This window comes from Variovorax sp. dw_308, from assembly GCF_019207085.1.
Lineage (GTDB): Bacteria > Pseudomonadota > Gammaproteobacteria > Burkholderiales > Burkholderiaceae_C > Variovorax.
This window is the reverse complement of the sequence record NZ_JAATOM010000005.1, coordinates 240,418-253,392: the sequence shown is the minus strand read 5'-3', so window position 1 is coordinate 253,392 and position 12,975 is coordinate 240,418. Positions and strand designations below refer to the sequence as shown.

15 protein-coding genes are annotated in these 12,975 nt (G+C 69.2%); 11 read left to right on the top strand and 4 right to left on the bottom strand.

Going from position 1 to position 12,975, the window contains the following annotated elements:
• Window positions 1-40: 40 nt before the first annotated feature.
• The gene (locus HCU76_RS13145; protein ID WP_218509542.1) at window positions 41-427 is read right to left on the bottom strand and encodes a hypothetical protein; all 387 of its coding nucleotides are present in this window, start codon (window positions 425-427) and stop codon (window positions 41-43) included.
• A gap of 83 nt (window positions 428-510) precedes the next feature.
• A complete protein-coding gene (locus HCU76_RS13140) occupies window positions 511-1,092 on the bottom strand; it encodes a GDP-mannose pyrophosphatase (protein ID WP_218509541.1) in 582 nt (193 codons plus the stop codon).
• A gap of 80 nt (window positions 1,093-1,172) precedes the next feature.
• Between HCU76_RS13140 and HCU76_RS13135 the strand changes: the two genes are divergently transcribed.
• The 6 genes from HCU76_RS13135 (at window position 1,173) to pyrF (ending at window position 6,007) form a co-directional block, all read left to right on the top strand.
• Window positions 1,173-1,940, top strand: coding sequence for a DeoR/GlpR family DNA-binding transcription regulator (locus HCU76_RS13135; RefSeq protein WP_218509540.1), 768 nt, complete (start codon window positions 1,173-1,175; stop codon window positions 1,938-1,940).
• Window positions 1,941-2,011: 71 nt separating this feature from the next.
• On the top strand, window positions 2,012-3,028 hold the full coding sequence (locus HCU76_RS13130) for a DMT family transporter (RefSeq protein WP_218509539.1): 1,017 nt from the start codon (window positions 2,012-2,014) through the stop codon (window positions 3,026-3,028).
• Complete coding sequence (gene tsaB, locus HCU76_RS13125) at window positions 3,021-3,707, top strand: tRNA (adenosine(37)-N6)-threonylcarbamoyltransferase complex dimerization subunit type 1 TsaB (RefSeq protein WP_218509538.1); 687 nt, start codon at window positions 3,021-3,023, stop codon at window positions 3,705-3,707. The genes HCU76_RS13130 and tsaB overlap by 8 nt, the downstream gene beginning before the upstream one ends.
• Before the next feature lie 5 nt (window positions 3,708-3,712).
• Window positions 3,713-4,303: a ribosomal protein S18-alanine N-acetyltransferase gene (rimI, locus tag HCU76_RS13120; protein WP_218509537.1), complete on the top strand. Its 591-nt coding sequence runs from the start codon at window positions 3,713-3,715 to the stop codon at window positions 4,301-4,303.
• Complete coding sequence (locus HCU76_RS13115; protein WP_218509536.1) at window positions 4,300-5,076, top strand: uracil-DNA glycosylase; 777 nt, start codon at window positions 4,300-4,302, stop codon at window positions 5,074-5,076. Before rimI ends, HCU76_RS13115 begins: the two co-directional genes overlap by 4 nt.
• A gap of 106 nt (window positions 5,077-5,182) precedes the next feature.
• Window positions 5,183-6,007 carry an orotidine-5'-phosphate decarboxylase gene (pyrF, locus tag HCU76_RS13110; protein ID WP_218509535.1) on the top strand — a complete coding sequence of 275 codons (825 nt, stop codon included), beginning with the start codon at window positions 5,183-5,185 and terminating at the stop codon, window positions 6,005-6,007.
• Between the two features lie 57 nt (window positions 6,008-6,064).
• Here pyrF and HCU76_RS13105 read toward each other — a convergent pair whose 3' ends face one another.
• Window positions 6,065-6,673, bottom strand: coding sequence for an NADPH-dependent FMN reductase (locus tag HCU76_RS13105; protein WP_213956188.1), 609 nt, complete (start codon window positions 6,671-6,673; stop codon window positions 6,065-6,067).
• Window positions 6,670-7,566: a dioxygenase gene (locus HCU76_RS13100; protein WP_218509534.1), complete on the bottom strand. Its 897-nt coding sequence runs from the start codon at window positions 7,564-7,566 to the stop codon at window positions 6,670-6,672. Before HCU76_RS13100 ends, HCU76_RS13105 begins: the two co-directional genes overlap by 4 nt.
• Before the next feature lie 110 nt (window positions 7,567-7,676).
• On the opposite strand from HCU76_RS13100, the gene HCU76_RS13095 reads away from it, so the two are divergent.
• The 5 genes from HCU76_RS13095 to HCU76_RS13075 all read left to right on the top strand — a co-directional run bounded on the left by HCU76_RS13095 (window position 7,677) and on the right by HCU76_RS13075 (window position 12,892).
• The gene (locus tag HCU76_RS13095) at window positions 7,677-8,576 is read left to right on the top strand and encodes a LysR substrate-binding domain-containing protein (protein WP_213956186.1); all 900 of its coding nucleotides are present in this window, start codon (window positions 7,677-7,679) and stop codon (window positions 8,574-8,576) included.
• A gap of 261 nt (window positions 8,577-8,837) precedes the next feature.
• Window positions 8,838-9,644: a citryl-CoA lyase gene (locus tag HCU76_RS13090; protein WP_218509533.1), complete on the top strand. Its 807-nt coding sequence runs from the start codon at window positions 8,838-8,840 to the stop codon at window positions 9,642-9,644.
• A 66-nt stretch (window positions 9,645-9,710) separates the two neighbouring features.
• Window positions 9,711-10,685, top strand: coding sequence for a tripartite tricarboxylate transporter substrate binding protein (locus HCU76_RS13085; RefSeq protein WP_218509532.1), 975 nt, complete (start codon window positions 9,711-9,713; stop codon window positions 10,683-10,685).
• Window positions 10,675-11,709, top strand: a complete 1,035-nt coding sequence (locus tag HCU76_RS13080) for a Bug family tripartite tricarboxylate transporter substrate binding protein (protein WP_371319813.1) — start codon at window positions 10,675-10,677, stop codon at window positions 11,707-11,709. The genes HCU76_RS13085 and HCU76_RS13080 overlap by 11 nt, the downstream gene beginning before the upstream one ends.
• Window positions 11,710-11,740: 31 nt before the next feature.
• The gene (locus tag HCU76_RS13075; RefSeq protein WP_218509531.1) at window positions 11,741-12,892 is read left to right on the top strand and encodes a CaiB/BaiF CoA-transferase family protein; all 1,152 of its coding nucleotides are present in this window, start codon (window positions 11,741-11,743) and stop codon (window positions 12,890-12,892) included.
• Window positions 12,893-12,975 lie beyond the last annotated feature (83 nt).

Sequence of the window (12,975 nt, the reverse complement as noted above, 5' to 3'; positions counted from 1 at the left end):
CGGCCAGGCCGCACCAGCACTGGTCAGGTCGACGGAGATGTCAGACGCGCAGTCTGCGGGTCGCGAGAAAAACGGGATCAGGCGGAGGTCGCTGATCGGGCTCGTTGGCCAATGGCAGGCTCAGGCCTTCGGCCATCGGCACCAGCGTTGGCGCCGGAAGCACCTGGACCACGATCGGCAGCGAGGGCGTGACCGGCTTGGCCGGCTCGAACGACTGCGACGCGTTGACGGCATGCTGATGGCACAGCACCGGCTGCGCCTCGTCGCTGCCCTCGCACGGCGCGCCCCGGGCCATGCGCTCTGCCATCGACTCGGGCGCGGCCATGGCGGGGCACGAATAGCCGGCCAGCGCCAGTTGCGAGAACAACAGCGACAGCATCACCACGAAGATGGTGAAGCAGCGATGGGCGGACCGGAGGCGGAACATGTGGGGGGAGTGTAGCGATGGACGCCTGCACGACGTCACACGGCGGCGATACCCGTTCGCCGCCACGTGACTTGCTGACCGTCCTACGCGAACAGATGCAGGCGGGCGTGATAAAGCAGCGTTACGGTCTTGCCGTCGACGATGCGGCCGTCCGCCACCATCGCGAGCGCTTCGTCGATGCCCAGTTCCAGCACCTCGATGTCTTCGCCTTCATGGGCCAGCCCGCCGCCGTCACTGATGCGCATCGTGGCGTCGTAGGGCGCGACGAAGAAGTGCAGCTTTTCAGTGACCGAGCCGGGGCTCATGAAGCATTCGAAGACTTTGTGGATGTGGCCCATGCGGTAGCCCAGTTCTTCCTCGACCTCGGCGCGGATGCGCTCCTCGGGCGCGGCATCGTCGAGCAGCCCGGCAGCCGCCTCGATGAGCAGGTCGCCATGACCATTGACGAAGGCCGGGTAGCGGAACTGCCGCGTCAGCAGCACGGTGCGGCGCGCGATGTCGTAGGGCAGCAGCGTGGCGCCGTTGCCGCGGTCGTAGGTCTCGCGCTCCATGGACTGCCACTGGCCGTCGTTGCGGCGCCAGTCGAAGGCGGTCTTCTTCAGTACGTACCAGTTGTCGGAGAGCAGGGTGACTTCGCGCACCCGGACGCGTTCATGCAGGTTCATGGCGGCCATCGTAGGGGCAAAGTCGTGCAGGTTCAAGATAAAACGTGCAGATTCGTGCAGGATTCGCTTAGCATCGCGTCATGCTCACCCGTCAGCGCAAGCAACACATCATCAGCGCGCTGCGGAGCGACGGGCAGGTCATCGCCCGCTCGCTCAGCGAGGAACTGGGACTGTCGGAAGACACGATCCGGCGCGACCTGCGCGAACTGGCAGCCGAGGGCCTGCTGCAGCGCGTGCACGGCGGCGCGCTGCCGCTGGCGCCGGCCGAGGCCGACTTCGCCGGCCGGGAAAAACTGGCCACGGCCGACAAGCGCCTGATCGGCCGCGCCGCGGCACACATGGTGCTGCCAGGGCAGGTGGTGTTCATCGACGGCGGCACGACGGCCGTGCAGATGGCGCGGCACCTGCCGGCGTCGCTGCGTGCCACGGTGGTCACGCACAGCCCCTCGGTGGCCGTCGAGCTGGCCGGGCATGCGGGTGTCGAGGTGGTGCTGGTGGGCGGGCGTCTGTTCAAGCATTCGGTGGTCGCCGTCGGCGCGGCGGCGTTGCAGACGATCGCGCAGGTCCGTGCCGACACCTTCTTCATGGGCGTGACCGGCGTGCACGCGCAGGCCGGCCTGACCACGGCCGACCTGGAGGAGGCGCACATCAAGCGTGCGCTCATGGCGGCGTCGGCCGAGACGGTGGTGCTAACGTCCCCGGAAAAGATCGGCGCCGCTTCGGCCTGCGTGATCAACCCGCTGGGCCCGGGCGTCACGCTGCTGGTGGCGCCCACGGCGCCGGCAAAGGCGCTGGCCGCCTTGCGCAAGGCCGGGGCGCGGATCGTGCAGGCCGATCCCGCGGCGTGACCGGTGCCAGCACTTCCGGCGCATTGGCCCCCGCCCGCAGGGGTTGGCGGCCGGCCCTCGATAATCCCCCGATGCCCGCCGCTCCCCGCCTCTCCCCGCGCACCATCGGCATCGGCGCGGCCGTGATCACGGTGCTCGTCTGGACCGCCTTCATCGTCATCGCCCGGGCCTCGGCTGCACGCTCGCTGACGCCTTTCGACATCGCCGTCGCGCGCATGTGCGGCGCCAGCCTGGTGCTGATGCCGTGGGGCGCCTGGCTGGTTCGCAAGGCGCGGCGCGAGGCGAGGGGTGCGCCGGTCGCCAGCTCGATGTTCGGCTTGTCGCCGCTGGGCCTGCGGGTGACGGCGGTGGGCGGCGTGTTCGGCGGACTGGGCTATGCGCTGCTGGCGTATTCCGGCTTCTTCTACGCGCCCGCGGCGCATGCGTCGGTGCTGTTGCCCGGCAGCCTTCCTCTCTGGACCGCGGTGCTGGCCGCCGTGGTGCTGCGCGATCGGATCACGCCGCTGCGCGCGGCCGGGCTGGCGCTGATCGTGGTCGGGGACCTGCTGGTGGGCGGCAGCAGCCTGCTGCATTCATTCGAGGGCGGCGATGTCTGGAAGGGCGACCTGCTCTTCATGAGCGCCGCCTTCTGCTGGGCCTGCTACAGCATCCTGGCGCGCCGCGAGGGACTCGATGCGGTGCGCGCCACCATCGCGATCACGGTGTTCGCGACGCTGACCTTCGTGCCGGTGTACGCGTTGCTGGCGACGGCCGGCTGGGTCAGCAGCCATCTCGGCAGCGCGCCGGTGGGCGAAATCGCCTTCCAGATGCTGTTCCAGGGGATCGGCTCGGTGGTGATCTCGGGCATCACCTTCACCAAGATGATCCAGTACTTCGGGCCGGTGCGCTCCACCATGATCACGGCGCTGGTGCCGGGTTTGTCGGCCTTTGCCGCCGTGGCCCTGCTGGGCGAGCCATTGCACTGGAGCCTGCTGGCCGGGCTGCTGCTGGTGACGGGCGGCATCCTGTTCGGCGTGCAGCGGGCGTGGCCGGGCGCGCCGGCAACCGCCACGCCCCTGGTGCCTGCCGCGAGGAAAGCCGATGCCTAAGCTGCTCGCCTTCGACACCAGCACCGAGCACCTCTCGGTGGCCGTACGCGATGGCGATGCGCTGTTCGTCCATACCGGCGCCGGTGGTGCGCAGTCGTCCACCACGCTGATCCCGCTGATCCAGCAGCTGCTGGCCGACGCCGGGCTGACGCTGCAGGCGCTGGACGCCATCGCCTTCGGCCGCGGGCCGGGTTCCTTCACCGGGCTGCGCACGGCGTGCTCGGTGGCGCAAGGCCTGGGCTTTGGCGCGGGCGTGCGCCTGCTGCCCATCGACACCCTGCATGCCGTGGCAGAGGAAGCGCGCGAGCGGTCTGGCGTGCGGCGGGTGGTGGCGCTGCTGGACGCGCGCATGGACCAGGTCTATGCGGCGGAATACGACTTCGATGCGGACGCATGTGCCGGCAGCGAGCCGCGCCTGCTGGCGCCGGAGGAAGTGCATGTGCCCGAGGGTTGGGCATTGGCGGGCAATGCGTTCGGCGCGTACGGCGACCGCCTGCCGTCTGCCGCCGTGCGTCTCGAGGTGTTGCCCACCGCGTCCGCCCTGTTGCGGCTCGCCCCTTCGATGATTGCGGCCGGCCGTCTGGTGGCGCCGGCCGACGCCTGGCCGCTCTACGTCCGCGATAAAGTCGCGCAGACCACCGAAGAGCGCATGCGCATCCGCAACGCCACCACCACCTGAAATCGATGAGCGCCGTACCGCAGCCACCGTTGCAAGCACGCCTGGAGCCGCTCGTTATCGAGCGGCTCGACCAGGTCTGCGCCGTCGAGAACGTCGCCTACACCCATCCATGGACGCGGGCCAACTTCATCGACTCGCTGCATGCGGGCTACCACTGCCAGCTGTTGGTGGGCCCCTCGCCCGGCGTCGATGTACCGGTGCCGGCGTCTGCCGGGAATCGTGCGACCCGGCGCAGCGCCGCGGACCCTGCGGGGCGAGAGCCGATCGAACTCATCGGCTACTTCGTCGCCATGAAGGGCGTGGACGAGGTGCACCTGCTCAATCTCACCGTGGCCTCCGCGTTCCAGCGCCAGGGCTGGGCGCCGATGCTGCTCGAAACCCTGGCCGGATGGTCGCGCGGGCAAGGCGCGCAATGGCTGTGGCTCGAAGTGCGTGCCTCCAACGCGCGCGCCATTGCCGTCTACGAGCGGGGCGGCTTCCGCCGCGTGGGCGTGCGCAAGGGCTACTACCCGGCGCTGCAGAACCAGCGCGAGGACGCGATCGTCATGAGCCTCCTGCTCAATGAATCGGCCAGCGCCTGGGGCCAGTTGAAATGAGCACGCTCGCACTGGATGCGCGGCAACGCGCGATGCTGGAGGAGATGGGCGTCAAGGTCTGGTGGCCAGCCGAACCCGTGGTGGCGGAGCCGTTGTTGCGCGATGCCCGCGAGACGGCGACTGCGCCCGACGAGCCGGCAGCGGGTGATGGACGGCCAGAAGCCCACGCCATGCCGGCTGGCGTGGCTCCTCGCCCCGCTGCTGTCCGGCCGCCCGTCGCGGCGCCGGCCCCGCCGGTGGCACAGGCGCGTGTCGCCCGGCCCGCCGGTGCAGGCGAGGAGGTGACGCAAATCGAAGCCCCGCAGCGCCTCTACGGCGGCAGCGCGGCGCAAGGCGGCTGGCTGATCGTGGTCGACATGCCGCCCCAGGCCGACGGCCGCCATGGCGAACCCTTCGCCGGCGAGGCTGGCCGCTTGCTCGACAACATGCTGCGCGCCCTGCAACTGGAGAGCGGCGCCGTGCCTGTGCACCTGATGCGCACGCACCGTGGCGCCACCCACCCGGCGTCCACGTCGCAACCGTTCGAACAAGGCTTCGACGCGCATCTCGCCGCCATTGCGCCGCGCATCGTGCTCGCGATGGGACCGCTCGCGGCGCAATGCCTGCTGGGGCGCAATGAGCCGCTCGGCAAGCTGCGCGGCCAGGCGGCCGAACTGCCGGCAATGCCCGGCGTGCAGGTCGTCGCGACCTATCACCCGGCCTACCTGCTGCGCAACCGGGGCGACAAGGCGCGGGCCTGGGCCGATCTCTGCCTGGCCGCGGCCCGGTTCTAGCAGCCATCCGGCAGCGCCTGCGGTAGCCGCGGCCGTCAGCGGCGGCTGCTCTTGCGAGCCTGCAGCCGAGGCGCACGCTCTCCCCCGGAACCTAAAATCCCGCCCCATGACTTTTCTCTACAAGCTGCGCGCGGCCGAGCAGCAAAACGCATCCATGCTGTGCGTCGGCCTCGATCCGGAACCCAGCCGTTTTCCGGCGCAGCTCAAGGGCGATGCCAGCCGCATCTACGACTTCTGCGCCCGCATCGTCGACGCGACGGCCGACCTCGCCATCGCGTTCAAGCCGCAGATCGCCTACTTCGCCGCGCACCGCGCCGAAGACCAGCTGGAGCGCCTGATGGAGCACATGCGCCGCAATGCGCCCCACGTGCCCACGATCCTCGACGCCAAGCGCGGCGACATCGGCTCGACCGCCGAGCAATACGCCATCGAGGCCTTCGAACGCTACGGCGCCGATGCGGTCACGCTGTCGCCGTTCATGGGTTTCGATTCGGTCGAGCCCTATCTTCGGCATGCGGGCAAGGGCGCCTTCCTGCTGTGCCGCACCAGCAACCCCGGCGGCGCCGACCTGCAGGGGCAGCGCCTCGCGGGCGTGGAGGGCGAACCCTTCCTCTACGAGCACATCGCGCGGCTGGCCCAGGGGCCGTGGAACCTGAACGGCCAGCTCGGCCTCGTGGTGGGCGCGACCTATCCGGCAGAGATCGAGCGCGTGCGTGCGCTCGCGCCCACCGTGCCGCTGCTGATCCCCGGCGTCGGCGCGCAAGGCGGCGACGCGGCCGCGACGGTACGCGCCGGCTGGCGCGAAGACGCGCCGATCGTCGTCAATTCGTCGCGCGCCATCTGCTATGCGTCGTCCGGCGACGACTACGAGCAAGCTGCGCGGCGCGAGGCGCTGCGGACCCGCGACATGCTGCACGCGGCACGCGGCTGAGCACTGCGCGCCAAGGCTCCTACCGTTGCGAGCCCGGCGCGCCGATCGCCCCGGGCGTCACCTGACCAGGGCCGGCGCCGCTTCCTGGCGTGACGCCGACCCGCTGCTGCGCAACGCGGGCAGCACCTCGGCCCAGCGCAGCAGCTCCTTCAGCATGGCCTCGCAGGCCACGCCTTCCTCCGGCGTCGCTTCGAAGGCGCCGTCCACGATCCGCCGCGCGACCCACGGAATGGCCACGGCCTCCAACAAGGGCACCACCTTGAAGGTCGTGAGCAACTGCTTGGCCACCTGCACCGCGCGCATGCCGCCCCCGACGCCGCCGTAGCTCACGAAAGCGGCGGGCTTGTAGTGCCATTCGCGCACCAGGTAGGTCATCGCGTTCAGCCAGGACGGTGGCGGGCCGTAGTTGTATTCGGGCATCACGAACACGAAGGCATCGGCACCGTCGACCTGTTGGCTCCATCGCCGGGTGTGCGCATGCTGGTAGTTGCCGCTCTTCGGGTGCTCGGGCTCGTCGAACAACGGCAGCCCGACGTCCGCGAGTTCGACCAGCTGGACATCGAAACCGCCGTGCGCGAGCGCGACGCGATGCGCCCATTGCCCGACCGGGCTGCCGACGCGGTGGGGCCGGGTGCTGCAGACAATGACGTGGAGTACGGGCTTCATGCGGTTCTTGCAGGGGCGAGCCGGAAATCATAGTGCGCCGACCAGTAGGGCTGGTCCATCTCGCGGCCGTCCGCGGCGGTGCCCGGCGGGTGCTGCTCGAAGGGCACGATCAGGCTTTCTCGCACGCCGAAGACGATATCGGACTCGATGTAGGGGCTGTCGGCGACGAACAGGTGCGTGGTGACGGGCACATGCCCGTCGGCCGAGACGATCATGTGGATGTGGCCGGGCCGGTTCGGGTCGCGACCCATGCGCTCGATCATGGCGCCGACGGGGCCGTCCATCGGAATCGGATAGAAGCTCGGACGGATCGACCAGAGCCAGAAACGCCCTTGCGCATCGGTGCGGAACACGCCGCGCGCGAGCATCTGGTCGGAGCCCTCCACCTGCATGTCGTAGACGCCGTCGCCGTCGCCGGACCAGACGTCGAGCCGTGCATCCGCCAGCGGCCTGCCCTCGGTGTCGGTGACGCGGCCGGTGTAGAGCGTGGGCTCACCCGGCACGCTTTCGCCGATGTCGTAGCCCAGCGGACGCTCCGGCGCGCCGGCCCAGTAATACGGGCCTTGCACCGTCGCCTCGGTCGCCGGCGTGGCGCCGCTGGCGTCGGCCGATGCGCGTGCCTGGGCCAGCGCGACGACCAGCATCGAGACGCCCAGCGTGTCCGACAGCAGGATGAATTCCTGCCGCTTGTCGTTGCAGGCCTGCCCGGTGGCGGTCAGGAACTGGATCGTGTTCATCCACTCCTCGCCGGTCAGGTCGACGGAGCGCACGAAGTCGTGGACATGGCGCACGAGCGAAGTCATGACCTCCTTGAAGCGGGCGTCGGTGCAGCCGTCCAGGCGGGCGATGACTTCGTCGGTGAGGGTCTGGGTGGCGTGTGGGGCTTCGGCCATTGGAGGTCTCCTGTGTTCTAGGGCGCCTACGTTATCCATAGATGCAATGCAGTCAAAGTGAAGAATTTCGATAAAGTCTATCTACGTCATCGATTGAACTGGAACCCAAGATGGAGCTGCGCCACCTCCGCTACTTCTGCGCCCTGGCCGAATGCCTCAACTTCACCCGCGCCGCCGAGCGGGTGCATGTGACGCAATCGACCCTCTCGCACCAGATCCGCCAGCTGGAAGACGAACTCGGCCATGAACTGTTCGACCGCATCGGCCGGCGCGTGCTGCTGACCGAGGCCGGCGAGACCTTCCTGGGCTATGCCTCGAAGGCGCTGCGCGAGGTCGACCAGGGTCTTGGTGAACTCAAGCGCTCGGCCGGCGCGCTGTCCGGCGAGGTGCGCATCGGCGCCACGCACACCTTCAACATCGCCTTCGTGCCCGAATGCCTCGCCGCCTTCCTGGCCCGCCACCCGACGGTGAAGGTCTGTGTGGACGAGCTGGCGGCGCAGGCCATCGGCCAGCGGCTGGTGGAAGGCACGCTCGACGTGGGCATCGCCTACGAGCCGACCGAGCCCGACCTGCTGTGGTTCGAGCCGCTCTACAACGAGGAAATGATGCTGGTCGTCGGTGCCGGGCACCCGTTCGCGTCGCGCAAGCGCCTGCGCATGGTCGAGCTGCACAAGCAACCGCTGGTGCTGCTGCCGCCCATGTTCACGACGCGGACGCTGCTCGAGCAGTGCTTTTCGAGCTGCGGCGCCGAGCCCCTGGTCGCCGCGGAGCTCAACACCATCGCGCCGATGATCGACCTGGTGGCGCGCACGCACCTGGCGGCGATCGTGTCGCGCAATGCCGTGCCGGCGCGCGACGACATCTGCGTGATCCCGCTGGAAAGCCCGACCCCGATGCGCACGCCCGGCCTGCTCTGGCGGCGCGACGCGCGGCAGAGCGCGGCGGTCAAGTCCTTTGCGCGGGATATCCGCAAGGCGGCGCTCAAGCGCAGCCTGCAACCCACGCCTTAGCCGGGCGCCTGGGCGGCAGGGCGCCGGAACGGCAACCGCCAACCGCCAACCGCCAACCGCCAACCGCCAACCGCCAACCGCCAACCGCCAACCGCCAACCGCCAACCGCCAACCGCCGTGCGTTCCGCTCCCGCATTCGTCGCCCGCGCCCGGAGGGCTCTGCCTTGAATCGACTGTATCGATCAATGGCATCGAAATTCTTCATTTCCTCGCCTCACTATCAATCGTTAAGGTTCGCCCACCTCAGCGAAAAGGATTGACATGAAGATTGGCAAGGAGACATTGCCCCGCACTGCGATCTCGACCTCCGACGAGCACACCATCGTCGTGCGTGGCCGCAACCTGTGCACCGAGCTCATCGGCAAGGTGTCGTTCACGGACTACTTCCACCTGCTGGTCACCGGCAGGATGCCCGACGCCGCAGGGACTGCCGTGCTGGACGCGACCCTGGTCGCCATCGCCGAGCATGGCCTGGTGCCCAGCGTGCAGGCCAGTCGGATGACGCTCGCCGCCGCCCCGGATGCGATGCAGGGCGCCGTGGCGGCCGGCATCCTGGGTTGCGGCTCGGTGATCCTCGGGGCCTCCGAAACGGCCGGCCGCCTGTTCAGCGAGATCGACCAGCGCGCCGGCAGCGATGGCGATCTGGACGAGGCCGCGCTCGCCGTGCTGGGCGAGTACCGCCAGGCCCGCAAGGCGATCCCGGGCTACGGGCACCCGCTTCACAAGGAACGCGACCCGCGCGTCGACGCGCTGTTCGAGGTGGCGCGGACCCACGGCGCCGACCTGCGCTTCGTCGCCATCGCCGAAGCCGTCGAGCGCGTGATCCCGCAGGTGCTGGGCAAGGAGCTCAAGCTCAACGTCTCGGCGGCCATTCCGGCCGTGCTGCTCGGCATCGGATTTCCGCTGCCAGCGCTCAAGGGCGTCCCGATCCTGGCCCGTACCGCGGGCCTGATCGCGCACCTCAACGAAGAGCTCGAGAAGTCGATCGGCTTTGCGCTGTCGTACCAGGCGTCGCGCGAAGTGGTCTACGAAGGCGAAGTGCCGGCTGGCTTCGGCGGCGCGCACTGAAGCGGCGGCCTCGCGTGCCGTCCACCCCCATTCATCAGCAACAAGACATTCAACAGGAGACATGACATGGACTTCGCAAGAAGGCATCTGGTAGCAGCGGCTGCATTGGCACTCACCGGTGCCAGCGGATTGGCGCAGGCGCAGCAGGCGGACTGGCCCATCCGGCCGATCAGGATCGTGGTCGGCTTCGCCGCCGGCACGCCGCCCGACGTCTTCGCCCGCATGTACGGGGACTACGCCGCCAAGAAGCTGGGCGTGGCCGTCGTCATCGACAACAAGCCTGGCTCGGCGGGCAACCTGGCGACCGATGTGGTGGCCAAGGCGCCGGCTGACGGGTACACCGTGCTCTACAACGTCTCCACTGCGTTCACGATCAACCCATTCATCTACGGCAAGCTGCCCTTCGACCCGCAGAAGGACCTGGTGCCCGTGGCCACGACCATGCGGCAGGGCCTGGTGCTCATCGCCGGCCCGCAACTGAAGGCCAACTCGGTGAGGGACGTGGTGGCCGAGTCGCGCAGCAAGCCCGATTCGCTGTCGCATGCGTCCTATGGCGCCGGCAGCCCGTCGCACCTGATCATGGAGTGGCTGAAGGACGAGACCAAGATCAGCATGGTGCACGTGCCCTACCGCACGACGCCCATCACCGAGCTGATCGGCGGGCAGGTCGACATGGTGCTGGAGCCGATGGCGACGGCCTATCCGCTGATCAGCGGCGGCCGCGTGAAGGCGCTGGCTTATTCCGGTCCGCAGCGGCATCCCGCGATGCCGAACGTGCCGACCTTTGCAGAGACCACCCCCGGCCTGACGATGACGTCGTGGCACGGCATCTGGGCCCCAGCGGCCACGCCGGCGCCGATCGTCGAGCGCCTGCATGCCACCTTGCTGGCCGCCAGCCAGGATCCCGAGATGCAGCGCCGCATCAAGGACCTGAACTGCGAGCCGCTGGGTCTGAGCCGGCCCGAGATGGCGGAGCTGGTCAAGCGCGACGCCGATATCTACGGCCGCATCGTCAAGACCAGGAACATCCGTGTCGACTGAGCCCGCACGCTTGCACATCGAGGGACTGTCACTCATGACGCTGCATTCGAATGCGAGCCGGTGGCTGGGCCGCGCGCTTGGCGCCCTGGTCGGCCTGCTCGGGCTGGCAAACGCCGGCACGGTCGCCGCGCAGCAGCCGGCCACGGCGGTGCGCCTGGTCGTGCCGTTCTCGGCCGGCACCACCACCGACAACGTCGCCCGGGTGGTCGGCACGCCGCTGGGCAAGCGGCTGGGGCAGCCCGTCATCATCGACAACCGGCCGGGTGCCGGCGGCTCGATGGGCACCGAGCAGGTCGCGCGGGCGCCATCGGACGGCGGCACCCTGGTGATGGGGACGGTCGGCACCCACGCGATCAACGCGTCGCTGTACCGCAAGCTGCCCTACGACCCGCAGAAGCAGTTCACGCCGGTGGCCTTCGTCGGCTACACGCCGCTGCTGCTGGTCGTGCCGGCCAATTCCGCCGCCAAGACGCCCGCGGACCTCGCGCGCATGGCGCAGCGGCCCCAGGGCATCACCTTCGCTTCCGCCGGCAATGGCACCTCGGGCCACCTGGCCGGGGAGTTGCTGGCGAAGCTGGGCGGCACGATGATCCACGTGCCCTACAAGGACGGCGCCCAGGCGCTGACCGACCTGATGGCGGGCAACGTGGACTTCATGTTCTATCACCCGACCGCCGTGCTGCAGCACATCAAGAGCGGCAAGCTCAGGGCGATCGGCGTCAGCAGCGCCGAGCGCAGCAAGGCCGCGCCGGACGTGCCGACGCTCGCCGAGCAAGGCCTTGCCGGCTTCGACCTGGTCGCGTGGTTCGCCCTCTATGCGCCCGTGGCCACGCCCGCACCGGCGCTGGAGCGGCTGCGTTCCGCGGCCGACGCCACCCTGTCCGATGCCGACACGCAAGCCCGTCTCGCCGCACAGGGCGTCGAGGTGCGGCCGATGCGCGGCGACGAACTGGCCCGCTTCACCGGCACCGAGGTCGCCAAGTGGGCGGAACTGGTCAAGCGCTCGGGCGCGCAGGTGGATTGATGAACAAAAAGCCCTCACAGGAAGCTTCAACATGTCCAAAGTCCTCGAAGGCATCACCGTCCTCGAACAGGGAACCTTCATCACCGGCCCGGCCGCCGGCATGCTGCTGGCCGACCTGGGCGCACGCGTCATCAAGATCGAGCAGCCCGGCTCCGGCGACCCGTTCCGCGCCTTTCGCGGCGGCCTCTACAGCCCGCACTTCCAGACCTACAACCGCAACAAGCAGAGCATCACGCTCAACACCAAGCATCCCGAAGACGCGGCCGCGTTCGACGAACTGGTGCGCGAGGCCGACGTCTACATCCAGAACTTCAGGCCCGGCGCCGCGGAGCGGCTGGGCGCGGGCTGGGAGCGGCTGCACGCGCTGAACCCGCGGCTCGTCTACTGCGCGATCAGCGGCTTCGGCCAGGATGGACCGGCCTCGGGCCGGCCGGCCTACGACACCGTCGCGCAGGCCGCCAGCGCCTATCTGAAGCTGCTCGTCAATCCGTCGAACCCACGCGTGGTGGGCCCCGCGCTTGCCGATGCGATGACCGGCTTCTACGCGGCTTACGGCGTGATGGGCGCGCTGATCGAGCGCGGGCGCACCGGCGTCGGGCGCCGCGTCGAGGTGTCGATGCTCGAGGCGATGTGCCACTTCAACCTCGATGCGTTCACCCACTACTTCTCGGAAGGCGAGGTGATGGGGCCGTTCAGCCGGCCGAGCGTGTCGCAGTCGTACGTGCTCGAGTGTGCGGACGGCAAGTGGATTGCGCTGCACATGTCCTCGCCGGAAAAGTTCTGGCAGGGCCTGGCCGACGCTGTAGAGCGCACGGACATCTTCGACGACCCGCGCTTCGCCACGCGCGAGGCCCGCATCGCGCACCAGGACGACATGATCCTGGTCCTCGGCGAGCTGTTCAAGCGGCGCACGCGCGAGCAATGGTGCGCGCGCCTGCTGGCGCGCGACGTGCCGCACGCGCCGATGTACGACACCAGCGAGGCGCTGGAAGACCCCCAGGCCCGGCACCTGCAACTGGCGATCGAGGCGCCGCATCCGACCATGGGCACGTGGCGCACCGTGCGTTCGCCGGTGAGCTTCGATGGGGAGCGCGCGTTGACCGTGACGCCGCCGCCGGTGCTGGGGCAGCACGACGAGGAAGTGCTGGGGCCGATTCGGGAGCGGTTGCGTCGGCAGGGGTGAGCGGGGTGCGGTTTTCGCCGTGGACGCACTACTATCAAAGTTCTGCTTTCGCGGAGATTCTCGAGATGACATCGTCCCGTTCG